Annotated in this window: 19 protein-coding genes and 2 tRNA genes; 8 read left to right on the forward strand and 13 right to left on the reverse strand. The window is 35.2% G+C overall.

Annotation, left to right across the window (positions count from 1 at the left end; all coding sequences use genetic code 11):
• Positions 1 to 6: 6 nt before the first annotated feature.
• The gene (locus GYY69_RS13125) at positions 7 to 87 is read left to right on the forward strand and encodes an integrase core domain-containing protein (protein ID WP_141670356.1); all 81 of its coding nucleotides are present in this window, start codon (positions 7 to 9) and stop codon (positions 85 to 87) included.
• A 340-nt stretch (positions 88 to 427) separates the two neighbouring features.
• Here GYY69_RS13125 and GYY69_RS07980 read toward each other — a convergent pair.
• A tRNA-Lys gene (locus GYY69_RS07980) sits at positions 428 to 503 on the reverse strand.
• A gap of 299 nt (positions 504 to 802) precedes the next feature.
• Here GYY69_RS07980 and GYY69_RS07985 point away from each other — a divergent pair.
• A complete protein-coding gene (locus GYY69_RS07985; RefSeq protein ID WP_174797198.1) occupies positions 803 to 1,474 on the forward strand; it encodes an OmpW family outer membrane protein in 672 nt (223 codons plus the stop codon).
• Between the two features lie 50 nt (positions 1,475 to 1,524).
• Here GYY69_RS07985 and GYY69_RS07990 read toward each other — a convergent pair whose 3' ends face one another.
• From GYY69_RS07990 to GYY69_RS08005, 4 genes are all read right to left on the reverse strand, one after another.
• The gene (locus GYY69_RS07990; protein WP_174797199.1) at positions 1,525 to 4,383 is read right to left on the reverse strand and encodes a valine--tRNA ligase; all 2,859 of its coding nucleotides are present in this window, start codon (positions 4,381 to 4,383) and stop codon (positions 1,525 to 1,527) included.
• A 199-nt stretch (positions 4,384 to 4,582) separates the two neighbouring features.
• Positions 4,583 to 5,431 carry a pantoate--beta-alanine ligase gene (gene panC, locus GYY69_RS07995; protein ID WP_174797200.1) on the reverse strand — a complete coding sequence of 283 codons (849 nt, stop codon included), beginning with the start codon at positions 5,429 to 5,431 and terminating at the stop codon, positions 4,583 to 4,585.
• 11 nt (positions 5,432 to 5,442) lie between these two features.
• Positions 5,443 to 6,285 (reverse strand): 3-methyl-2-oxobutanoate hydroxymethyltransferase, encoded by an 843-nt coding sequence (gene panB / locus GYY69_RS08000; RefSeq protein WP_174797201.1) that lies wholly within the window; start codon positions 6,283 to 6,285, stop codon positions 5,443 to 5,445.
• Positions 6,282 to 7,124 carry a Rossmann-like and DUF2520 domain-containing protein gene (locus GYY69_RS08005; protein ID WP_174797202.1) on the reverse strand — a complete coding sequence of 281 codons (843 nt, stop codon included), beginning with the start codon at positions 7,122 to 7,124 and terminating at the stop codon, positions 6,282 to 6,284. The genes panB and GYY69_RS08005 overlap by 4 nt, the downstream gene beginning before the upstream one ends.
• A gap of 375 nt (positions 7,125 to 7,499) precedes the next feature.
• Here GYY69_RS08005 and GYY69_RS08010 point away from each other — a divergent pair, with 375 nt between their 5' ends.
• Positions 7,500 to 7,949, forward strand: a complete 450-nt coding sequence (locus tag GYY69_RS08010; RefSeq protein WP_174797203.1) for a helix-turn-helix transcriptional regulator — start codon at positions 7,500 to 7,502, stop codon at positions 7,947 to 7,949.
• Positions 7,950 to 8,385: 436 nt separating this feature from the next.
• Here GYY69_RS08010 and recQ read toward each other — a convergent pair whose 3' ends face one another.
• Positions 8,386 to 10,215: a DNA helicase RecQ gene (recQ, locus tag GYY69_RS08015; protein ID WP_174797204.1), complete on the reverse strand. Its 1,830-nt coding sequence runs from the start codon at positions 10,213 to 10,215 to the stop codon at positions 8,386 to 8,388.
• Positions 10,216 to 10,495: 280 nt separating this feature from the next.
• Here recQ and GYY69_RS08020 point away from each other — a divergent pair.
• Positions 10,496 to 10,572 (forward strand) — tRNA-Val (locus GYY69_RS08020).
• 14 nt (positions 10,573 to 10,586) lie between these two features.
• On the opposite strand, the gene GYY69_RS08025 is transcribed toward GYY69_RS08020, so the two are convergent.
• From GYY69_RS08025 to GYY69_RS08040, 4 genes are all read right to left on the reverse strand, one after another.
• Complete coding sequence (locus GYY69_RS08025; protein WP_174797205.1) at positions 10,587 to 10,859, reverse strand: hypothetical protein; 273 nt, start codon at positions 10,857 to 10,859, stop codon at positions 10,587 to 10,589.
• Positions 10,860 to 10,980: 121 nt separating this feature from the next.
• Positions 10,981 to 11,295, reverse strand: coding sequence for a hypothetical protein (locus tag GYY69_RS08030; RefSeq protein WP_174797206.1), 315 nt, complete (start codon positions 11,293 to 11,295; stop codon positions 10,981 to 10,983).
• On the reverse strand, positions 11,292 to 11,735 hold the full coding sequence (locus GYY69_RS08035; protein WP_342354071.1) for an endonuclease: 444 nt from the start codon (positions 11,733 to 11,735) through the stop codon (positions 11,292 to 11,294). The genes GYY69_RS08030 and GYY69_RS08035 overlap by 4 nt, the downstream gene beginning before the upstream one ends.
• Positions 11,736 to 12,552: 817 nt before the next feature.
• Complete coding sequence (locus GYY69_RS08040) at positions 12,553 to 14,523, reverse strand: TonB-dependent receptor domain-containing protein (RefSeq protein ID WP_174797208.1); 1,971 nt, start codon at positions 14,521 to 14,523, stop codon at positions 12,553 to 12,555.
• A 168-nt stretch (positions 14,524 to 14,691) separates the two neighbouring features.
• Here GYY69_RS08040 and GYY69_RS08045 point away from each other — a divergent pair, with 168 nt between their 5' ends.
• The 4 genes from GYY69_RS08045 (at position 14,692) to GYY69_RS08060 (ending at position 20,601) form a co-directional block, all read left to right on the forward strand.
• Positions 14,692 to 15,618: a siderophore ABC transporter substrate-binding protein gene (locus tag GYY69_RS08045; RefSeq protein ID WP_174797209.1), complete on the forward strand. Its 927-nt coding sequence runs from the start codon at positions 14,692 to 14,694 to the stop codon at positions 15,616 to 15,618.
• Positions 15,619 to 15,938: 320 nt separating this feature from the next.
• A complete protein-coding gene (gene rimO, locus GYY69_RS08050; RefSeq protein WP_174797210.1) occupies positions 15,939 to 17,255 on the forward strand; it encodes a 30S ribosomal protein S12 methylthiotransferase RimO in 1,317 nt (438 codons plus the stop codon).
• A gap of 8 nt (positions 17,256 to 17,263) precedes the next feature.
• Positions 17,264 to 18,652, forward strand: a complete 1,389-nt coding sequence (locus tag GYY69_RS08055) for an MATE family efflux transporter (protein ID WP_174797211.1) — start codon at positions 17,264 to 17,266, stop codon at positions 18,650 to 18,652.
• Between the two features lie 374 nt (positions 18,653 to 19,026).
• Complete coding sequence (locus GYY69_RS08060; RefSeq protein ID WP_174797212.1) at positions 19,027 to 20,601, forward strand: phosphoethanolamine transferase; 1,575 nt, start codon at positions 19,027 to 19,029, stop codon at positions 20,599 to 20,601.
• A 73-nt stretch (positions 20,602 to 20,674) separates the two neighbouring features.
• Here the strand turns inward: GYY69_RS08060 and tkt are convergent, their stop codons facing one another.
• From tkt to GYY69_RS08075, 3 genes are all read right to left on the reverse strand, one after another.
• The gene (gene tkt / locus GYY69_RS08065) at positions 20,675 to 22,681 is read right to left on the reverse strand and encodes a transketolase (RefSeq protein ID WP_174797213.1); all 2,007 of its coding nucleotides are present in this window, start codon (positions 22,679 to 22,681) and stop codon (positions 20,675 to 20,677) included.
• 138 nt (positions 22,682 to 22,819) lie between these two features.
• Positions 22,820 to 23,770 carry a transaldolase gene (gene tal, locus GYY69_RS08070; RefSeq protein WP_174797214.1) on the reverse strand — a complete coding sequence of 317 codons (951 nt, stop codon included), beginning with the start codon at positions 23,768 to 23,770 and terminating at the stop codon, positions 22,820 to 22,822.
• A gap of 339 nt (positions 23,771 to 24,109) precedes the next feature.
• Complete coding sequence (locus tag GYY69_RS08075) at positions 24,110 to 24,346, reverse strand: FeoC-like transcriptional regulator (protein ID WP_174797215.1); 237 nt, start codon at positions 24,344 to 24,346, stop codon at positions 24,110 to 24,112.
• Positions 24,347 to 24,399 lie beyond the last annotated feature (53 nt).

A 24,399-nucleotide genomic window follows, 5' to 3' on the forward strand; every position in this document is an offset into this window, starting at 1 on the left:
TTAACGATTTATAATACCGAAAGACCGCATGAGGCGTTAAATAACATGACACCGATTGAGTATAAAACACTAAAACAAGCAGCATGATTTTCTACGTGAGTTGTGTACTAGGTTTGGGGTATTTACATTCGATCCATTTTTTTTAATTAAAATTGATAAACTATTACCATCACTTATTTCATAATTTTTTTCTTTAATTTTTAAATTTTTAATTTTTATATCAGTTAGTTTATTACTAGCCATAACACACTTACCACTAAAAAATTTGTATACGTTTTTAGTCGTATTATAGCCGTATACAAAAACGTATACAAACATATATGCAATTTAGCGCAATTCAGTGCAACTTAGTGCAAGTGTTTTTTGGGGTGAAAGCTTTGTTTTTTAATGATTTTTAACGGTTGGATAAGGGATTAAAAAAGAGGAATGGTGGGTTGTGAGGGGATCGAACCCGCGACCAATTGATTAAGAGTCAACTGCTCTACCGACTGAGCTAACAACCCACCGAAATATTCGTCTATATTATATATAGTTTTAAGCAATAATGCAAATCACTAATCTGATTTTTAATTACTAAAATTTTGAGATAAATAGCCAAAAATTAAATTTAAAATTCTAAAATCATTAGAATTTTATCATTATGCGACTTAAGTTTAATTTATTATGAATCAATAAAAATTAAATTTAACAAGTAAATTTCAATATTGCTATATCATTAAATAATTCTATGTTCTACTGTAGTGAGTATTTCAACAAAATTAAATGTTCTATCATGAATTATAGATAAATCAGGAGGTAAAAAATGAAAATATCCTCAGTGACTATGCTTATCACAATGGGATTATCCAGCGCAGTAGCTTATGCGCATACTGCAAATGAAATTATCGTCCGTGGTGGACCTGTTTATGTTCACCCTAAAGATAAAAGTGATCATGTTAAAGTAGGCGGAGCCAAAAGCGATCTAAAAGCAAAAGCCGATAACGATACACAACTTGGATTAAATTTCCAATATATGGTGACCGATAATATTGGTGTCGAACTGTTAGCTGCAACACCTTTTAGCCATCAAGTTAAGCTAGGCGGGGGCAATTCAACGGGGCTTTCTGGTGCTCATTTAGGGAAAATTAAACATCTACCACCTACATTAAGTGCCGTTTGGTATCCACTTGATTCACAATATGAGTTACAACCTTATGTTGGAATGGGTATTAACTATACCTTCTTTTTTGATGAAAAAATTAGTGGTGAAGCCAAAAAAGCGGGATTTCATGGTTTAGATCTTGACAGTTCTTGGGGCTGGGCAGCTCAAGTCGGTGCTGATTATTCTTTAAATGACAATTGGCTTTTGAATGCTCAAATCCGTTATATTGATATAGAAACTAAAGCAACAACCCATTTAGGTAATACTAAAGTTACCGCTAATTATAAGCTTGATCCATGGGTTGCAATGATTGGTGTAGGTTATAAATTTTAAAGGAACAAACATAAAAAACCTCTCAAACGAGAGGTTTTTTATTACAAAGATTAAAGATTTTTTATGGCAACATACTGCTCTTGCAGTTTGGCTTTATCATCAATATAACCTTTTTGTTTTTCTTTTTCTTTCGCAACTACTGCTGCTGGTGCTTTATCGACAAAGCTGGCATTAGACAGTTTATTTTCAATACGAGAAATTTCGCCATTGATGCGTTCAATTTCTTTTTCTAAACGCGCAAGTTCGTTTTCTTTATTGATTAATCCTGCCATTGGGATTAATAACTCGGCGCCATCAACCAGTTTTGTGACCGATAATGGTCCAGTTTCACCATCATCAAGTAAAACAATTTCAGACAATCTTGCTAATGATTCAATAAAATTGATGTTATCAGCGATGATTCGATGCACCGTTGGTGAGCATTTTCGAATTAATAACTGCAATGGTTTGCTTGGCGCAATATTCATTTCAGCACGTATGTTTCGTACGGCAATCACGACATCTTTTATCCAATTAATATCAGCTACTGCTTGATCATTTGAATGCTGTTCATCAAAAGCAGGCATTGGCTGTAACATGATGGTGTCAACGGTTATATTCATTAAGCCTTTTACATTTTGCCAAATTGCTTCGGTAATAAATGGAATAATCGGGTGCGCAAGACGTAATAGAGCTTCTAATACCGTAATTAACGTATGGCGAGCTGCGCGTTGCTGTGACGGTTCGCCATTGGCTAAAATGGATTTGGTTAGTTCTAAATACCAGTCACAGAATTGATTCCATGTGAACTCATATAAAATATTAGCTGCTAAATCAAAACGATAAGTATCAAATGCGTCTCGATAAGCTTTAATGGTTTGATTAAATTCGGCTAAAATCCATTTATCTGCTAAAGAATAATCTAAACCCCCGCCTTTAAAGCCACAATCATGCCCTTCTGTATTCATCAGCACATAGCGGCTAGCGTTCCAAAGTTTATTACAGAAATTACGATAACCTTCTAAGCGTTTTAAATCCCAATTAATATCACGCCCAGTTGAGGCTAACGCTGCTAAAGTAAAGCGTAGCGCATCAGTACCGTGCGCCTCAATGCCATTAGGGAACTGTTTTTGGGTGCGTTTAGCAATTTTTTCAGCTAATTGAGGCTGCATCATATTGCCTGTCCGTTTTTCTAATAAAGCTGGCAGTGAGATACCGTCAATCATATCTAAAGGATCGATAACGTTTCCTTTAGATTTAGACATTTTCTGCCCTTCTTCATCACGAATTAAACCTGTGACATACACTGTTTTAAAAGGAACTTGTGGTTTACCATGTTCATCTTTAATAAAGTGCATGGTCATCATGATCATTCTAGCTACCCAGAAGAAAATGATATCAAAACCAGTTACGAGCACATTGGTTGGATGGAAGGTGGCTAAATCATCAGTATTATTCGGCCAACCTAACGTTGAAAATGTCCAAAGCGCAGACGAAAACCAAGTATCCAGCACATCTTCATCTTGCGATAATTCAATATCATTCGACAGATTATTCCCGCGTCGCACTTCTGCTTCATCACGGCCAACATAAACATTACCTTGTTTATCATACCAAGCCGGAATACGATGTCCCCACCATAATTGACGTGAAATACACCAATCTTGAATATCATTCATCCAAGAAAAATACATATTTTCATACTGTTTTGGTACAAATTGGATATCACCATTTTTTACTGCATCAATAGCAGGCTCGGCAAGCACTTTTGCTCGCACATACCATTGATCGGTTAGCATAGGTTCGATCACAACGCCACCACGATCACCATATGGAACGGTCAAATCATGCGGTTCGATTTTTTCTAAAATACCCAATGATTCACATTCTGCAACGACTGCTTTACGAGCAGCAAAGCGTTCCAATGTTTGGAACTGAGCAGGAATAACTAGATCATAAGCATCGCTTGGTTCACCATTGGTATCAAATACTTCAGCTTGCTGACGAATATCACCATCAAACGTTAAAATGTTGATCATCGGTAATTGATGACGTCGCCCAACTTCATAGTCATTAAAATCATGCGCAGGGGTAATTTTTACGCACCCTGTACCTTTGGTCATATCGGCATGTTCATCACCCACAATTGGAATACGGCGGTTAACAAATGGTAATATGACAAATTGTCCAATCAGATCTTTATAGCGAGGATCTTCAGGATTCACCGCAACCCCTGTATCCCCAAATAAGGTTTCAGGACGAGTAGTTGCCACCACTAAATAATCTTTTCCGTCGGCTGTTTTGGCACCATCAGCTAACGGATAACGTAAATGCCACATTGAACCTTTAACTTCGCGGTTTTCAACTTCAAGATCGGAAATAGCTGTACGTAATTTTGGATCCCAATTGACTAAGCGTTTACCACGATAGATGAGATTTTCTTGATATAATCTCACGAAGACTTCTTTCACTGCATTTGATAGACCTTCGTCCATGGTGAAACGTTCACGATCCCAATCAACTGAATCCCCTAAGCGACGCATTTGCTTAGTAATGCTACCGCCTGATTCGGCTTTCCATTGCCAAATCTTGTCAATAAAAGCATCACGCCCGTAATCATGGCGTGTTTTATTTTCTTCAGCCGCAATTTTGCGCTCTACCACCATTTGCGTTGCAATACCAGCGTGATCGGTTCCTGATTGCCAAAGGGTATTATGACCTTGCATACGATGATAACGAATCAAGGCATCCATAATGGTTTGCTGAAAAGCATGCCCCATATGTAAACTACCTGTCACATTCGGCGGTGGAATGGCAATACAATAACTTGGTTGCGATTTATCACCATTGGGTTTGAAATAACCACTTTGTTCCCAATGCTTATAAAGAGGTTGTTCAATTTCTTGTGGATTATAAGTCGTGTTTTTCATAATTAATGCATAAATCCTGATTTAAGGCATAAAATGGTTGCTATTCTACAGTAAAATAGCCAAACAATAAATTAGCAGAACAATAAACTCATCGATTTAATCGAATTGTAAAAATTTTTATAATACGATAAATAGCATAAAAAAACCGCCTTGTATTAAGCGGTTTTTTTATATCTATCATTGTAAAAATAATTGGTAATTAGTGATGTTGATAAATAAAATTATCAATTAATCGTGTTTTACCAATATAAACCGCTAGCGCACACAAACTATCTTGTTCAAGCCTATCAACCGATGTTAATGATGCTAGATCGACAAATTCAATATAGTCAATCTTGGCTAAAGATTGGTTGACAATAAGATCGTGCATAGCTTTTGTTATAACTGTTACCGACGTTTCCCCTTGCTTTATCATTGCATTGGCACATTCAATTGCTTGATAAAGGCACACGGCTGCGGATCGTTCACGTTCAGACAAATAGCTATTACGTGAACTTTTAGCTAGTCCATCTGCTTCACGCACAATAGGGCAACCAATAATTTCAATGTCGAAATTCAGATCACTGACCATTCGTTTAATTACCGCTAACTGCTGTGCATCTTTCTGTCCAAAATAAGCACGATCAGGTTGTGTAATATTGAATAATTTTGTGACAACAGTGCAAACACCTTTGAAATGCCCTGGGCGCCTTTTTCCACATAAAGCATCTGTTAAACCATTAACATCAACATAGCTGTTAAAATTAGCATCATACATTTCACTGGCAGTTGGACAAAAAATCAAATCTACGCCCATCTTCTCACAAACAATTTTATCTCGCTCTAAATCACGAGGATAACTAGCAAGATCTTCTGAAGGTCCAAATTGTATAGGATTAACAAAAATCGTCACAATAACTTTTTGGTTATCCCTTTTAGCCGCAGCCATTAAGCTTTGATGACCTTCATGCAAATAACCCATGGTTGGAACAAGTCCGATACTATAGCCAGCTTGACGCCAAGCTTTAACTTGTTCTCGTACTTGTCCAATTGTCGTTACAACATTCATTTAGTTATCCCTTATAATTGAAACTCAGATTTAAGTTTGTTTATTACCTCACCATCAATCGCAAATTCATGGATTGAAGTAGGAAATTGTTGTTGTTTTACCTGTTGGCAATAGTCAGTAAACGCTTGTTTCATATGATGACCAATTGGGGCAAAAGATTTGACAAATTTTGAAGAAACACCATCATACATAGACAGCATATCTTGATAAACAAGTACCTGCCCATCACAATTTACACCCGCGCCAATACCAATAGTTGGAATACTCACTAATTGTGAGATCAATTTTGCTAAATCAGCAGGTACACATTCAAGTACAATCGCAATCGCCCCCGCTTGTTCAACCGCTAATGCATCAAGAACAATATTTTTAGCATCTTGATAATCTTTACCTTGCACTTTGTATCCCCCTAATGCAAGAACAGATTGGGGCATGAGTCCAATATGCGCAACAACCGGAATAGATGCTTGCGTAATCATTTTGATGTGTTCACTAAATGCTTGCCCTCCTTCAAGTTTAACCGCTTGAGCCTGACCTTCTTTAATTAGGCGACCGGCATTTAAAACTGCATCATACACAGATGTTTGATAAGACATAAAAGGTAAATCAGTGACAACAAATGCGGACTTAGCTGCTCTTGCAACCGCTTTGGAGTGATGGATCATATCTTCCATAGTAACCGATACGGTGCTATCGTAACCCAGCATCACCATACCTAAAGAATCCCCCACTAATAAACAATCTATACCACTTTCATCCATTAATTTAGCTGTAGTGTAATCATAAGCGGTTAGCATAGTAATTTTTTGTCGGTTTTGTTTACGTTCTTTTAAAGTGGCAATCGTGTTTTTCAAGGTAACAACTCCAATTCTAATTGTCGATAGTCCTTGCTTGGATGTTTTGTTCGACTGATATTAAGTAAAATAGCAGATAACTGCTGGTAAATAGGTTTTAGTTTGACCGGCATAGCCATTATATGTTGTTTGATCGTTTCAATATCGCCTCGCTCGACAGGTCCAGTTAGGGCATCAATGACGCCTACTTCACATATATTTTTAGCATTTTCTAAGAATAATAGATGCCACGCTTGTTCACTAAACTCAGAATCTAACTCGCATTGGTCAAGTAAATCAATACCAAGTTGTACCAATGCAATAACTTGATTACTCAACATAACACAAGCCGCATGATAAAGTGGCTTTTTATTCGCAGGTAAAATGGCTAAAGGATTTTTTAGTGAAACAAAAAAGTTTTTTAATTGAGGAATAATGCTTTCATTTGCCTCAAGCGTAAAAGAAACACCTGACATAGCGGTATAGCATTCAAATCTATCATAAATGGCATATAAAGGATGCAATGAAAACGCAAATGGATGAACAATTTTATGTTGGCTAAATATATGTGACGTCAACAGCCCACTGCAATGACCGATCCATTTATTAGTAATAGGTAATTGGCAAAGTTCTTGCCAAACAGTGGCTATTTGGCTATCTGATACAGTAACCAATAAACAATCACAATCATTAACTAAATCAGCTAACGATGCATAAGCTTGACTATGAATAAAATCACTTGCCTCTTTTGCATGTTTATAAGATCGGCTATAAAACCCAGCAATCCGCATTCCACATAAAGAAAAATACTTAGCTAAGGTGCAACCTACTTTACCCGCACCAATAAAACCGATAATCATTGTAACTATAAATTATTAAATAATTGTCGCATTATAGCTCAACCAGCTTAATATTCAATCAAATTAGAGACTGATAACATATGGGGGCTGAATGGAAAATTATCATTTTTAATAGTGATAAAGTGTAGGAATTACTCGCACTATTTATGGTAATTTAAGAAAATATAACACCAAAAAAATCATGAAGCATTAAATAATATACCATCCATTGAACATAAAACACGAAAATAGGCAGTATTCTACATGAGTTGAGTACTAACTATGGGATAGTTACAGTAGGGGGATTATATGGAAAATGTAAGTTATATTTCAGTTTTATAGTATTATATTGTAATATCATTAAGATCCATTATTTTTTGTTTTTGGAGCATTTATATGAGTAAAATATTATCAAGTTTTACAGAAACACCGCAAACAATTAGTATTGAACAACTAGCAACAGCTTTAGGTTGTAATGAGTCGACGATATATATGTGGCTTAAAGATGAAACACTTCAATTACCAAAACCAATTGAAGTTGGAAAAAAGATGTGTTTTATTTATGAAGAAATTAAAGAGTGGTTGTTTAACAGACCAAGGCTTAATTGTTTTTATAATAAAAACTTAAATAAAATCGAAATTACTAATGAAGAAAGTTTGAACAGCCCTGATATCGATAGTTTAATTAACGAACAAACAGCTTTAGAAATATTACGACAAAATAAAAATAAATTTTTATCTAAAAGAAATGCTATTGTAATGCCTTGCGTTGTCATTGATAATAATACACATTTGTTTTTTAGTGAGTTATTAGGAAAATATATACTTTTACAAACTTATATGTAGAAATTACTCGCGTTTTTTACAGTAATTTAAGAATCTACGTAATGAATATTATAAAAAAGCAAAGTTAGCGCCCCATCCCCCACAAGATGCAGGGCGTTTATATTATAAGCAAAAATGACCACTATCGATTTAGCTAAATCGTTTTATGGTCAGTCATCCGGCCATTTATAAAAAGCTAAAGAAATTCTAATTGAAGCTATTTGTCCCTTTAACCACTAACAAATAACGTTATAAAACTATCTGTTATGATATTAACCATCTAAAATCTACTGAAGATAAATTAAGCTAAACATTCACTTTTTAGGTTATATTTTTTGTAAAAAATATTCAGGATTCTATACCGTTTGGCGATTAATTGAGAAGGCACAACACTATTGGTTAAAACGGGAAATAACCATCTTATCAATCAAACAACTATAAAAGCTATTCCTATGAATTACATATTTTTTATCATAAATTGATTTATTTCATCTAAGAACAAATTACCATATTTTTCCAATTTGATTTTACCTACACCAGTAATATTAATGAGCTGCTTTTTACTTTCTGGTTTAGTTTGAACCATTTCAAGCAATGTCGCATCACTAAAAACAATATAGGGAGGAATATCTTCGGCATCGGCAATATCTTTACGCAATCGTTTAAGATTATTAAATAAAATTCGTTCTTCGTAAGCTAGAATAGTTGTTAAATTAATTGCTCTAGCGTAACGATTTATACGGCTTTTCTTAACAATTTCTAAACGAGGTTTGGCCAATGATAATGATGTTTCTCCCCGAAGAATTAAACGTGCTTTTTGTGTTAATTGCAGAGTGGTATAAGTTGATATATTTTGATTTAAATATCCCAAATAAACCAGCTGTCTAATAACGCTGAGCCAATAGCCAGATGAATTTTGCTTACCAATGCCATAAACAGATAATTTATCATGACCATTATCTTTAATTTGAGAGCGCCCAGAGCCACGTAAAACATCGACAATATATTGCGCTCCATAACGTTGTTCAACGCGATAAACACAGGATAAAACTTTTTGTGCATCAATTAAGCCATCATAAAGTTCAGGAGGATACAAACAAACATCACAGTTATTACAAGGTTCTTCCCGCTGTTCACCAAAATAATTAAGCAACACAATGCGCCGACAAGTCAAACTTTGCCCAAAAGCTTCCATTGCATCAATCTTTTGCAATTCAACCTGTTTATGTTGCCCTTCTCTTTTTTCAATAACTTGTTGCTGATACCAATTAAGATCTTTACTATTAAACAGTAGCATCGCTTCAGCAGGTAAGCCATCACGCCCTGCTCGCCCCGTTTCTTGATAATAAGCTTCAATCGTTCGAGGGCAGTCTGCATGAACAACAAAACGCACATTGGGTTTATTAATCCCCATACCAAATGCAACCGTTGCTACAATAATTTGTACATTGTCTTTTAAAAAATCTTCCTGTGCTTGTTGGCGCTCATTATTAGACAGCCCAGCATGATAAGCTTTAACGGAAAACCCTCGTGCAGCAAGTCTAGTGGTCATATCTTCCACTCTTGAACGACTTGAACAATAAATAATGCCACTATTGCCTTTTTGTGTTTCAATAAACGAAACAACCTGCTCAGTTTGATTAAATTTTTCGACCACCGTATAACGAATATTTGGCCGATCAAAACTTCGCACTATTACTAATGGATCAACCAAATTTAATTGATGAATAATATCAGTCTGCGTCATTTTATCGGCAGTTGCGGTTAATGCAACAATGGGTACTTTAGGAAAACGAGTTGAAAGTTGACCTAATTGACGATAATCAGGTCTAAAATCATGTCCCCATTGTGAAATACAATGCGCCTCATCAATAGCAATTAAAGAAGGTGGATATTCATCAATTAATGTAGAAAAAGCCTGTAATGCTAATCGTTCAGGAGAAACATATAACAGTTTTATGGAGTGATCCAAATATTTTTTGATAACTTCTTGTTGCTCGGTCGATGATAGTGAGGCATTAAGATAGGCGGCAGAAATACCATTGGCTAATAACTGATCAACCTGATCTTTCATTAAAGAAATTAAAGGAGAGACAATAATTGCGGTTCCCGGCAATAATACTGAGGGAATTTGATAACATAAAGATTTACCGCCGCCTGTAGGAATAATTATTAAAGTATCACGTCCATCGATAATAGATTCAATAATTTCTCTTTGTTGATTTCTAAATGACTTGTAACCAAAAACATTTTGCAAAACATCTTCAATCTGATCTTTTATCGACATACCAACCTAAACATGCAGAGCCTAACTTGAGATAGCGAGTATAGCTAAATTAATTTAAACAAACCACCACGAATTTATATAAATTTACAATTGCTCCCAATAATAAAAAATTTTTTAGAAAAGATTTTTTGATTCAAATATGATGATTTTATTTAAATCGCAAGCAAATAATGTTTATTTACAACCTATTCAGTTCGAAAGATTAAAAAAACAGCTATTTTTTTATTTTTTTACTTGCTACAAATCAATTTGCCAGCTAATATTTGCGTGTTTCAAATATACGCCCGTAGCTCAGTTGGTTAGAGCATCACCTTGACATGGTGGGGGTCAGTGGTTCGAGTCCACCCGGGCGTACCATCCTAAAGCCTTATCTAAAAAGCCTTTAAAGTGATTACCTTAAATTTAGATTTTATTAGTAGGGTAAAATGGATACCATTAAATAACCCTTTAAATGCTAACAATTTCAAAATAAACGAATTTACACATGAAAAAATTTCAATAAAATCAGCGGTTTTTATGAATGATTTTTTGCTTAAAATTTGAGTTTTATTTTGGTGAAAGGAATTGGCCTTATTTTCAATACTTGACTTAACTCGTTTCCAGTTAAATAACATTCTACCTGTTGACTTACCTAATTTTTTCATAAATTTAAATCTCTCTTTAGCCTAATATTGTTTATTATGTAGATGTGTATATAGCATTGCTGTCGATTTGATATTGAGTGAATTACTCAAAATCTGGTCAAAAAAACACAGTTAAGTGGCTTCATTTTTTCTTTTTAAAATTCTTAGAAGTGTATATTTCGTATTTCTTGAATTTCTCATTCACTGGTTTGTTTTTTTTGCTAGAACGAACTCTATTTTGCTTTAATTTATCTTGCTCATCCTTTGGTTTATCACTCTCTTCTAATAGAAAATTGGCCATAATAAAGCAGATACAAATCAAAGCAAAAAAAGATACACCACCGATCAACCTAATTGCATCAGGATCTGAACCACGATATGTTATATTATGGATTACCACCGCATCTACAATTTCCGACCAAAAAACAATTAAAAATAATACGATTAATTTTTTCATTGTGGACACCACCCAGTAACAAACTTGTTATCATTACCCTGCACTTTTGCTATATGCGCATGACGTTTGCACTCCAAATTTTCAGGTGCATACATTTTATTCCAAAACATCATTTGCTTCTTTTCTTGATTAGATAAATTGATTTTATATTTATCAGACATGTAAAGATATGTACGTGTTATCATCTCACGAATTTCGTCACGTGGCTGGAATATACAAGCCTTAAAATCCACAGCATTTTTACACTTCCCATACTGATTAAATTCTTTAGTGGATAGCGAATAACGATAATTAGACCTATAGCCATTCACTTCACCAATAGCCGCTTGAAAGTTACGCATATCCCTTTCAATTTGATTGAAAGTAGCATCTTTTTTACACGTTTTATGTCCACTTGCTTGCCGGCATGTTAGGTATCTACCAAAATTTTCTGCAGATATAACATGTTCTCACTCAATGCGGTCAGCTCTAGCCTGATTTTTCTTGTCTGGTATCCACATTTGTCAAAATTAACAACACTTTTTTATCTATCCACTAAAATTCTCATCCACAATAACATGTAGTTTGATTAGGGTTTAATTTATATAATTTAGTTAAATGTGTTTTAGCTGAATTAAAGTTCCGTGCAGAATAAACCAATAACGGAGTAAATAAAAGTAAGATAGCTATTTTTCCCATAAAATACATTTAAAATAAATCCAATAACTGTAAAAATTTAATATGTTAAAAACATCGACTTTTATAGTAGAGCATCATGCAACAGCAACCATCAGCAAGGAACTTGATAAAACAAACCCTCAGCTTTCAATGAGGACTTAAAAGAGTAAAAGAATAAACATACGCTTAATTCTCTTGTTTATAATATTGATATCATTACCAGTCTATTAACCAATCAAAGGTGGGGCGCACCCACCTCTAGTTTTAAATATATTAACAGATATTTAATCAATCAAGGTGATTTATAGTAAAATCAGTAACTGAAACGCCTCAAAACGGGGATTGCAGTAGAAGATTTAAAACAACCCATTGACAATATCGCATTAATTGAGCAAGTAAGTAAAGGCCTAGATATATCACAAACTCAACTCATGATTGATACAGATTATTTTTATCAAAAACAAAAAATAAAAAATAAAATGAATGCCTTATACAGGTAATTTTTTAGTGACTAAATGCATAAATTAATGGATTTTTTCTAAAAAAGGCAGCTATATTAAAGCTGCCTAGAATAATAAACTAAACCGAAATTTTGGTTAATTAGAAGTTAATTTCGGTACCAACAAAATAGCGCCTACCTTCTAAGGTTTTACCAAAATCTTCATTAGAAACATCTTTATCAAATAAGTTATAAACACCAGCATAAATTTTAGCTTGTTTATGAACTTGATAAGATGCCCCTATATCCCAGAAAGTATAGCCTGGATAGTCAACTTTTGTGCCATTACGATTATTTGATGATTCCATACCATAATAGGCCATCTTAGCCCATAAATCCCATTGCTGTGTGGCATACCAATCGAGTTGGGTGTTGAATTTTTGTTTAGGCGTTCTATTTAAAGCTCGTCCTTTATATTGACCACTTTTTTGTTCTGTTTTTGTCCAAGAATAGTTAGAACTTAATAAGAAATCAGTAAATAAAGGTGTTTTAAATGAGAACTCAAGACCTTTAAGATCAGCTTTACCCACATTTTCACGACCTTGTATAAAGTCAAACTTTTTACTATAACCCTTTAACAAACATTTGCTGCCACTTTTACGATCACAAATATAATAGGATTGAATTTTATCTTTATATTTTGTGTAAAATGCGGTTGCCGAAGCATCGATACCATAATCATTGGTATAGCCTATACCAATTTCAAAATTATTTGATTTTTCTGGTTTTAAATTTGGATTTCCAATAATTACCCCATCGGAATATCCGCCTCCAGTAACTTGCCCCCAATCAGTTACAACGTAACGTAATTGTGGAGTCGCATAACCCGTTGAATAACCACCTTTTAAGGTAAAGTTATCATCAATATTCCAAACACTGTAAACCCTAGGGTTCCAGTTGCTACCATAATTTTCGTCTTTGTTGTAACGTAACCCTAATGTTAAACTCCAATTTTCTAAAATACGTAATTCATCTTCACCAAATAGCGCATAATTCCAACGATCAATTTTAGATAATGTGGTTTTTAATTGATTTCCTTTATCGTGCAGCTCTTGATAAGTATATTTCCCACCTAAAGTCAGCATATTAATACTAAAAGGAATAGTAACACGCGTATCTACATCCGTATTTCGAATCTTCATTTTTCTTTCAGGATTATTATTACCTTCATAAGCGACAAATGAGGTCGTTGACACATCACCAAATAAGCCAGTATGCGTTAAAGCAAATGTGTTGCGCTGATTATCTCGATTAAAGTTAGTTCTAGATCTATCTCTTGTTTTGCCCGCCGTTGCGTTACTATTTTGTAAAGCTCGTCCAAAATCGAGATCAAATTTTTGCGTATCTGTGGCATTTAACGATAATTTACCATTTAAACTGCGTAATTTTTGCCCAGCATGACCACTAAGAAATTCATCTTCATGACGTTTTGAATACTGTCCGTACAGTTGAATACCTAAAATATCATCAATAATCGGTCCTATGGTTGAAAAGCTGCCCGTGTAGGTATCTTTTTCTTTTGAACGATAAGGAATAACCGACTCTAGACGCAAACCACTTTGCCATTTATTTGACACTTTTTTGGTAATAATATTAATAACGCCCCCCATTGCATCAGAACCATACAATGAGGACATAGGACCACGCACAACCTCAATACGTTCAATTGCTGTTAATGGTGGTAACCAACCTTGCTCAAATCCGGAATTATCACTGTTTGGTCTGGTTTCACGAGTGCTAATTTTTTTACCATCCACTAATATTAAGGTATATTTAGCATCCATACCGCGAATACTAATATCAGTAGAATCCCCACCCCCTGTGATATTTACACCTGGAATATCTTTTAGCGCATCAGTAACATCGCGATAAGGTTTATTTTCGATCTCTTTAGGTGTAATAACCGAAATGGTTGCTGGTGCTTCTTTTACTTGCTGAGAAAACCCTGATGCAGTAACAACCATAGTGTCGGTATCTGCATTGCTAGCAGCTATCGCAGTACTTGATAATGACAACAAAATGCCCGTATTGATGACATGTTTTGCCAATTTAAACTTCTTTTTTGCGCTCATTTCTTATAACCCCATTATTTATAATGATATTTATAGTTTATATTCTATAAAACACTACACCATATGAGAATGATTATCAATATCTTTATAAAAAATTATTTAGATCTAGACAATTTTCATTTATTGAATAATAATTATTATCATTTACAATAATGTGGAAAAATTGATATGAACAAGAAAAAAAAGTTACTTTTAAGTAGTATTGCGGCGATTGTATTAGGTTTAACCGGCTGCCAATCATCATCAACAATGAGTGTCACCACTGATAGCCAAACGGTGGTCGTCCCTAAAGCGCCTAAAAAAGTAGTGGTAATGAACTACGGCGCATTAGATACATTAGATGCATTAGGTAAAGGCTCAATAGTTGTAGCCACCCCACTGTCAGTTATCCCATCTTACTTGCAACAATATAATAACTCCTCGATTACCGATACGGGCAATATGAAAGAACCCAATATTGAAACTATCAAGCAGGTTAAGCCTGATTTGATTGTTATTGATGGACGTCAGGCAAGTAAAGCCGAAGATTTATCTAAAATTGCCCCTGTCATTAATTTAAGTGTTGACGCCAAAAATTACGTTGAATCGACCAAAAATCATATCCAAGTATTGGCAAATATCACAGGCACTGAAAACAAAGCGGAAAATATTATCCAGTCATTAGATAAAAAAATTCAAGATGCCCAAACTTTAGCCCAAGCCAGTGCTAAAAAGGCTATCGTTGCTATTCATAATGATGGAAAGATGATTCTTATCAATTTAAGTTCAAGTGCGGCACTGATTCATGACGTACTAAACGTTAAACGAGCGGTATCACTCACCGTTATGCCTACAAATAACGCCATAGGCAAACCAAAACCAATTTTTGTTGATGATAATTACATTAAATCGGTGAAGCCGGATATTATCTTTGTTGTTGATCGTAGTAAAGCAATCGGCAAACAAGGTATGGCTGAACACTATTTTTCGCAACACATTCTAAACAAAAATAAAACACAAGTTGTCTATTTAACCCCTGATCTTTGGTATTTGTCGGGTGGTGGCGCAGAAAGCATAAATCGTCAAATTGACGAAGTGATAAATGCACTAAAATAATAATGTTTGATTAGCAAGTTTAACTTCCTATTTTTTAAAAGCCTTTATTAAAAATAAAGGCTTTATTTTATTGTTCTATAGCACTCAACCAATAAGCTTTCTTATTCAAGCAAACAGATTACGTTCCGAGTGATAAATAATAGATATCCGAAGCATTGTTGATAGAAATTTCAAATTAGAAAATCAGTGTATTAACTATGATGAAATATGATAAAATGTCGACGTTATTTTTATTTGCAAATGATAATTAACAAATATAGTTTATTAATTCTCAAACAATACCTCTTTAAATATTAAACACTATTATAAATACTATGAATATGTCACCCCCTACAATTGGATTTGTAAGCCTTGGTTGTCCTAAAAACTTAGTTGACTCTGAGCGAATTTTAACTGAACTACGCACACAAGGTTATCAAGTCGTACCTAGCTATGACAATGCTGATCTAGTCATTGTTAACACTTGTGGATTTATTGACAGTGCAGTTCAAGAATCGCTTGAAGCAATCGGCGAAGCACTAAACGAAAATGGAAAAGTCATTGTAACTGGCTGCCTTGGAGCCAAAGAAGATCAAATTAGAACGGTACACCCCAAAGTACTTGAAATATCTGGCCCGCATAGCTACGAAGCGGTTTTAAGTCATGTGAATAAATATGCCCCTAAACCTGAGTACAACCCTTTTACCAGTTTAATCCCGAGTCAGGGCGTTAAATTAACGCCAAAACATTACGCTTATCTTAAAATTTCTGAAGGCTGCAATCACCGCTGCACATTCTGTATTATTCCCTCTTTGCGTGGAGATATGGTTAGCCGACCAATTGGTAATGTTTTAGATGAAGCAAAACGCTTAGCAGATAGTGGCGTTAAAGAGTTATTAGTCATTGCCCAAGATACTTCGGCTTACGGTATCGACATCAAAAATCGCACCAATTTCTGGAATGGAATGCCATTAAAAACTGATATCCAAACACTGTGTGAACAACTATCAAATTTAGGAATTTGGGTCAGATTGCATTATATGTATCCTTATCCAAGTGTTGATAATCTAATTCCATTAATGGCTGATGGCAAAATTTTGCCTTATTTAGATGTGCCATTACAACACGCAAGCCCAACTATTTTAAAATCAATGAAACGCCCCGGTTCAATTGAAAGAACCTTAGAACGTATTCACAAATGGCGCGAAATCTGCCCAGATATTACATTACGTTCAACGTTTATAGTTGGATATCCTGGCGAAACCGATCAGGATTTTGAACTACTGCTTGATTTTTTGTCACAAGCACAATTAGATCGAGTTGGCTGTTTCCCATACAGCCCAGTAGAGGGAGCTGTTGCGAATGAACTGGCAAACCAAATTCCAGAAACAATCAAACAAGAACGTTTTGATCGTTTTATGCAATTACAGCAAAAAATCTCAACACAAAAATTACAAGCCAAAATAGGCAAAACACTAGCTGTCATTATTGACGAAATTGATGACGAAGGCGCAATAGGTCGCAGCATGGCTGATGCCCCTGAAATCGACGGTGTTGTTTATTTAAACGAAGAAAACCAAGTCAATATAGGTGATATTGTTCAAGTTAACATTGAACATTCCGATGAATACGACCTATGGGGAACAGTTAAAAGGTAATAAAAACAATGAAACAACATTATAAACACGAAATAAAAAATCTCGTTAAATTAGCGGTTCCTGTACTTATTGCACAAATATCACAAACAGCAATTACATTTGTCGATACCATTATGGCAGGGAATTATAGCAAAACAGCCCTATCTGGTGTGGCTATTGCAGTGTCAATTTGGTTGCCCACGATTTTATTTGGACAAGGTTTGTTAACGGTATTAACACCAATTATTTCAAACTTAAATGGTGCAGCTAAACGTGAGCAAGTTGCTGATCAAACCCGTCAAGGTGTAGTAATAGCGCTCATATTATCAATATTAATGATGTTGTTTCTATACCATTCTGACAAAGTCATTAACTTAAGAAGCTCAGCTGATCACCCTATCGATCCCGAAATGGTTGACGTTGCCGTCTCATTTTTACGCGCCATAATGTGGGGTGTACCTGCTTTTTTACTCTTTTTGGTCTACCGAAATCAATGTGAAGGACTATCAAATACCAAACCAGCGATGGTGATCATATTCATTGCCCTTCTTGCCAACATTCCAATTAACTATGTTTTAATCTATGGAAAATTAGGCTTACCTGCTTTTGGTGGAGTCGGCTGTGGCATTACAGCGGCAATCATTTTTTGGCTCATGTTTATATTAATACGTTTATATACACTTACTAGCGCAAGCCAACGCGATATTCGTCAAACACCGATCACCAAACTAGTTGATTTTGGCATAATCAAAAAAATTATTGTGCTTGGCACTCCTCTTGCGCTCGCTTACTTTTTTGAAATGAGCTTATTTGCTGTGATTGCATTATTAATTGCCCCATTAGGTCAAATAACCGTTGCTGCACATCAAATTATATTCACTATCAGCAGTTTAACCTTTGCTATTCCATTATCTCTTGGTGTTGCAACCAGTATTCGTGTTGGTTATTTACTGGGCAAAAAAAAACCAGCTTTAGCCAAACAAACCGCTTATATTAGTTTAGCCATATCCTTAGCCATCGCGATTATTGTTGCGCTAATCTTAGTTATTTTTAAAACACCGATTGTGGCTCTATTCACTAAAGAAACCGCCGTCATGGCTATCTGTATGCAGCTTATTATATTATTGGCTATTTATCAAGCATCAGATTATTTACAAGTAGTAGCAAGTAACGTACTACGAGGTTACAAAGATACCCAAAGCATCTTTTTTATCACCCTACTTTCTTATTGGATAGTTGGACTGCCTGTTGGCTATGTTTTAGGATTAACCAACCTAATCATTGAGCCAATTGGTGCAGCTGGTTTTTGGATAGGTATTATATCAGGACTTGCTGTTGCCGCTTTACTATTAATAGCAAGAATGCTCTACATCCAAAAACAACCCGTGGAGGTTATTTTAGAACAGGCATCAAAATAACATTATTTATATAAGACCTTCAATACTATAAAAAGGGTTAACCATATTTTGATTCATAGTCTAGTATGGAATCTTGAATAATCAAGCTGAAAAATGGGTTAATCCTTGAATGATTATGGACAAGTCGCGGTTTTATCTGCTATTCTAGCAGCCCACTAATAAAGAAACTTCTTCGTTTTCTCGTCGCCGTTATCTATACCCAATCAGTTTTATCACTAAAATAAGCATCGCCTTGTGTAATAATACTTCTATTAAATGATCATTAATTAATACTTAAATTAAATATTTAATTAAATAAAAAAACATTGCTTAAAATTTGAATAAATTTATAATCTTTGAAACCTAAATTTGATATAATTAATATAGTTACTATAATGATAAAAAAAGAAAATCTATTTTTACACGGCGTGTATATTTGTCTTTCTATTCTGTTGGTTTATTTATTAGGTTTCCCTCAAAGATTTGATCGCATATTTCTAACTTACTTTTCTCTTATCTTTTTGGCGCGATTTACTTTTTTCCGAATCTTTTTTGGCATATGGTTTGTCATAGCAGCACTCTATTCACCGGTAGGATTTTATTATGGTTCACCCAATGTTGCCGTGATTAGTTCTATTGCTGAAACAGATATTGATGAAATGACAGAGTTTTGTTCACAACTGCCTAGTTATTTCTATTTTGTTCCGCTATTCTTGGCGGTATCTTTTATTATCTTATTTAAAAAGTTTCCGTTCCCTAAAATAAACAACCGCTATTTAATTATTTTTGTATTAGGATTAACTTTTTATAAACCAATAAAAACTATTCTTCGACATCATCCAGACACTTTCAGTTCAATAGCTTATTCTTTTTTTAGTAATATCAAATATCCTATTTTAGAGTTCTGTATTGGATTTTATGAAAGTAGTAAACTATATTTAACTGAAAAAGAACAACAACTTAAACAGATTGAACAAACCAATAACATACCAATTGTATCGGTTAACCCAAAGCATAAAACCTATGTTATTATCATTGGTGAAAGCGTTCGAAAAGACTATATGAGTGCTTATGGTTTTAAATATGACAATACACCATTTACCCGCACTCATGCCAGTGTTATTTGGGATGGATTGATTGCACCAGCCCCAAATACTCAGGCATCAATTCCACACCTCATTAGCCAATCGATCTTTTCAGTCGACAAAAAGGTGAATGCTCAACTCAATAATAATATTGTAAGCATTGCTAATGATGCTGGATTTGAAACCTATTGGCTTTCAAATCAAGGCAAATTAGGCGCAATTGAAATTACCGTACCCCGTATTGCCGCTTATGCAAAGCATTCTTTTTATACCAAAAAAGGCGAATATAATGGCAAATCATCAAGAGGAAAACATGATACCTTATTATTACCTGAATTAGACAATATTTTATCGACAGAAGATAGTAAACCAAAACTTATTGTTATGCATCTAATTGGCTCTCATCCCCACTTTTGTAGGCGATTAGAATTTAAAGTGCAGTTTGATCTGAATAACAAAAACATATCATGTTATGTTAGTAGCATTAAAGAAACAGACGATCTTATTGCGGAAACAATCAATAAGTTAGAAAAATACAAGCAAGATTATTCAGTCGTTTACTTTGCCGATCATGGACTTGCACATGCAGATCAATACAATGATTTAAGACACAATCCAAACTACCAAGATAGCTATCGAGTTCCTTTTATCTTTTTTGATTCAGATAAATCCTCCCAACAAAAAATTAATAAACAGATATCGGGATTCCAACTAGTTTATTTGTTAAGCAACTGGATGGGGGTTAAACTAGATGTGAAACATGATTATATGCAAAATGAGCTTGCTCAGATACCCGAACAACAGAATATCAAAGTAAAAGATTGGGATAACAATAAATTATATCAATTTAATAAATTAAAAAATGACCCAAATCCTTTTAATTAATACCCATTATTTAAATAACAAAAAACGCCATCAACACTTTTGCTGATGGCGTTTTTTTAATGTAATAAATTAACTATTTCAACAAGCTATTTGCTTGCGCAAGCACATTTTCAACAGTAAAACCAAACTCTTTAAACAATTGATCCGCTGGACCTGATTCGCCGAAGCTTGTCATACCAATCACTTTGCCGTTAAGGCCAACATATTTATACCAATAATCGCTAATACCTGCTTCAATGGCAAGGCGAGCTGTTACTGACGATGGCAATACTGACTCTTTATACCCCTGATCTTGTTTATCAAACGCATCGGTTGATGGCATTGACACCACCCGCACTTTTTTACCTGCTTGAGTCAATTGTTGATAAGCTTCAACAGCAAGCTCAACTTCTGAACCCGTCGCAATAATAATTAAATCAGGTGTACCTATGCAATCATTTAAGATATAACCACCGCGATACACATCAGCTAATTGATGAGCAGTGCGGTCTTGTTGTTTAAGATTTTGTCGTGAAAAAATCAACGCTGTTGGACCGTCTTTACGTTCTATCGCATATTGCCACGCAATAGCTGATTCGACTTGATCGCACGGTCGCCAAGTACTCACATTTGGCGTAACACGTAAGCTTGCCATTTGTTCAACAGGTTGATGCGTTGGTCCATCTTCACCCAAGCCAATTGAATCATGAGTATAGACAAATAAAGCACGAATTTTCATTAATGCCGCCATTCGAATGGCATTACGTGCATATTCCATAAACATTAAGAATGTCGCCCCATAAGGAATAAATCCACCATGTAACGCAATACCATTCATAATAGCGGACATACCAAACTCACGCACACCATAATGGATATAATTACCATCCGCATTAGCTAATATCTCTTTAGATCCTGACCACATGGTTAAATTACTTGGCGCTAAATCAGCCGAACCACCTAAAAACTCTGGTAAAGCTGGAGCAAAAGCTTCAATAGCATTTTGTGATGCTTTACGGGTAGCAATTGCTGCTGGATTTGCTTGGAGTTTATTCACCACATCGTTAGCAATTTGTGACCAATTTTCCGGCAAATCACCATTAACACGACGCTTAAATTCTTTGGCTAATTCAGGATAAGCCTTAGCATAAGCATCAAAACGAACATTCCATTCATCTTCGATCTGCTCACCTTTAGTTTTAGCATTCCAAGCATCATAGTAATCTTTAGGAATTTCAAAAGCAGGATAATTCCAACCAAGAGCCTTACGTGTTGCTTCAATTTCGGCATCGCCTAATGGTGCACCATGGCTTTCATGGCTACCGGCTTTATTTGGCGATCCAAAACCAATCACCGTTTTACACATTAATAATGATGGTTTATCGGTTACCGCCTGCGCTTGCTCGATGGCTTCTTTTAACGCTTTAGCATCATGACCATCAATACTACGGATAACATGCCAGCCGTAAGCTTCAAAACGTTTTGCGGTATCATCAGTAAACCAACCTTCGACTTCACCATCGATTGAAATACCATTATCATCATAAAACGCAATAAGTTTACCTAATTTAAGAGTACCTGCTAACGAACACACTTCATGCGAAATCCCCTCCATCATACAACCATCACCCATAAACACATAAGTATGGTGATCAACAATAGTATGATCAAGTTTATTAAATTGTGCAGCTAACGTTCTTTCGGCAATAGCCATACCAACAGCATTAGCAATACCTTGACCTAGTGGTCCGGTTGTTGTTTCAACACCCGGCACATAACCATATTCAGGGTGTCCTGCGGTTTTTGAATGCAACTGACGAAAGTTTTTTAGATCATCAATGGTCACGTCATAACCAGTTAAATGTAATAAACTATAGATCAACATAGAAGCATGACCATTTGATAAAATAAAACGATCGCGATCGGCCCATTTAGGGTTATTTGGATTATGTTTTAAAAAGCCACGCCAAAGCACTTCAGCCATATCCGCCATACCCATAGGCGCACCAGGGTGCCCTGATTTTGCTTTCTGTACGCCATCCATGCTCAATGCCCTTATCGCATTCGCCAGATCGCGGTGAGATAGTGTGGTTGCATTCATATTATAATCTCCAAAAAAATTTTTTGAGTGAAAATTTGTTAATGCCTGCAAGGTTGATATCACTTGCAAAATAGTTAGTTAAATTAACAAAAATTAGTATAAAAATGGGGAGCTAACTCCCCTATCATGTGTAAATGATTATAGCAGTGCGCCAATCATATCTTCTAATTTTCCTTGATCAACGGCAAATGCGCGAATGCCTTCGGCTAATTTTTCAACTGCCATAGCATCACTATTATGTTGCCATCTAAATTCAGCTTCGGTCATTGGCGCAGGGCGCTCAACCACAGATTGATTTGGATTAAGTTTTTGCACAACAGGCACATTTGATTGTTGCATTTCGGCAAGTAAATTGGGCGAAATCGTTAACCTATCACAACCAGCTAACGCCAAGATTTGATCGACTTTACGGAAGCTTGCACCCATGACAATAGTTTTATAACCATGTTGTTTATAATAATTAAAAATATTACGTACAGAAACAACGCCCGGATCTTCATCAGCCACATAAGGATTGATTGGTTTTTTAGCTTGATACCAATCATAAATACGCCCTACAAATGGCGAAATTAAAAAGGCATTGACTTCAGCACATGCACGCGCTTGCGCGAACGAAAATAATAACGTTAAATTACAGTTAATACCTTCTTTTTCAAGCACTTCAGCCGCTTTAATGCCTTCCCACGTTGACGCAATTTTAATTAAAATACGAGACTTATCAATGCCCTTTTCCTGATAAAGTGCAATGATTTTACGCGCTTTTTCAATACAACCTTGTTTATCAAAGGACAAACGCGCATCAACTTCGGTCGAAATTCGCCCTGGAACGGTTTTTAAAATCTCGGCACCAATATTCACCGCAACTTGATCACACGCATTAACTAACTGCTGTTCTTTACTACCACCTAATTTTTTAGCGGTTTGCACTGCAGAATCAATTAAATTGCGATATTGAGGGAGTTGCGCTGCTTTCAAAACAAGAGAGGGATTCGTTGTTGCATCTTCGGGGGAAAACTGCTTAATCGAATCGATATCCCCCGTATCAGCTACCACCACAGTTAATTTTTTAAACTCATCTAATTGACTCATACTTTTTATCCTCATACAGCGTGTTATTATAATGAAAGTATAATAACATTTATTCAATAATAAAACGACTTTGTCACTGGATGATGATTGATCTTGGCTGTGGGCAAAAAAGCGCTGTAAAATGCAAATAAAAAAGGCAGAATCAGGCTTTACCGTAACATTATTACTTATTAATATTAGTCATGCCTGCTATTTTTATCGTATAAATAAATTCAATTATGTGAATTAAATCACAAAATCAAATTAGGGTTAATTTGCATTAATCGCTCTTTAAATCGACAAAATACTTAACAAAAAAATTTGCAGATTTAAAAATTCCCTAAACCATGATTTAACTGATTAAACCCAAACATATTCAAGTTGACTAGTTAAACCACAACTTGTACAAGAACGACACTGGTTAGCTTGGCAAGCCAATGGCTGATCTTGCGCTAGCAATTTTATCACGCCTTTTTTGATCCAAAACCGTAACATCTGCTCAGTTGCGCTTTCAGGTAGGTGAAAGTGTCTGGCAATATCTTGCAATGGTGCACGACCTTTTAATTGTACATAATCACGAATTGATGTTATTAACATAGCCATAACCAAAGTGGCAGGGTGATCCCTGCATACTTTTCCTCTATTTATAT

The sequence above is a fragment of the Gilliamella sp. ESL0250 genome (assembly GCF_013345045.1).
Taxonomy (GTDB): Bacteria; Pseudomonadota; Gammaproteobacteria; order Enterobacterales; family Orbaceae; genus Gilliamella; species Gilliamella apicola_H.

Excerpts from the sequence above, each read along its gene's own strand:
- GYY69_RS07985 (WP_174797198.1), top strand. The coding sequence starts at position 803 with ATGAAAATATCCTCAGTGACTATGCTTATCACAATGGGATTATCCAGC.
- GYY69_RS07990 (WP_174797199.1), bottom strand. The coding sequence starts at position 4,383 with ATGAAAAACACGACTTATAATCCACAAGAAATTGAACAACCTCTTTAT.
- panC (WP_174797200.1), bottom strand. The coding sequence starts at position 5,431 with ATGAATGTTGTAACGACAATTGGACAAGTACGAGAACAAGTTAAAGCT.
- GYY69_RS08005 (WP_174797202.1), bottom strand. The coding sequence starts at position 7,124 with ATGATTATCGGTTTTATTGGTGCGGGTAAAGTAGGTTGCACCTTAGCT.
- GYY69_RS08010 (WP_174797203.1), top strand. The coding sequence starts at position 7,500 with ATGAGTAAAATATTATCAAGTTTTACAGAAACACCGCAAACAATTAGT.
- recQ (WP_174797204.1), bottom strand. The coding sequence starts at position 10,215 with ATGTCGATAAAAGATCAGATTGAAGATGTTTTGCAAAATGTTTTTGGT.
- GYY69_RS08025 (WP_174797205.1), bottom strand. The coding sequence starts at position 10,859 with ATGAAAAAATTAGGTAAGTCAACAGGTAGAATGTTATTTAACTGGAAA.
- GYY69_RS08030 (WP_174797206.1), bottom strand. The coding sequence starts at position 11,295 with ATGAAAAAATTAATCGTATTATTTTTAATTGTTTTTTGGTCGGAAATT.
- GYY69_RS08040 (WP_174797208.1), bottom strand. The coding sequence starts at position 14,523 with ATGAGCGCAAAAAAGAAGTTTAAATTGGCAAAACATGTCATCAATACG.
- GYY69_RS08045 (WP_174797209.1), top strand. The coding sequence starts at position 14,692 with ATGAACAAGAAAAAAAAGTTACTTTTAAGTAGTATTGCGGCGATTGTA.
- rimO (WP_174797210.1), top strand. The coding sequence starts at position 15,939 with ATGTCACCCCCTACAATTGGATTTGTAAGCCTTGGTTGTCCTAAAAAC.
- GYY69_RS08055 (WP_174797211.1), top strand. The coding sequence starts at position 17,264 with ATGAAACAACATTATAAACACGAAATAAAAAATCTCGTTAAATTAGCG.
- GYY69_RS08060 (WP_174797212.1), top strand. The coding sequence starts at position 19,027 with ATGATAAAAAAAGAAAATCTATTTTTACACGGCGTGTATATTTGTCTT.
- tkt (WP_174797213.1), bottom strand. The coding sequence starts at position 22,681 with ATGAATGCAACCACACTATCTCACCGCGATCTGGCGAATGCGATAAGG.
- tal (WP_174797214.1), bottom strand. The coding sequence starts at position 23,770 with ATGAGTCAATTAGATGAGTTTAAAAAATTAACTGTGGTGGTAGCTGAT.
- GYY69_RS08075 (WP_174797215.1), bottom strand. The coding sequence starts at position 24,346 with ATGTTAATAACATCAATTCGTGATTATGTACAATTAAAAGGTCGTGCA.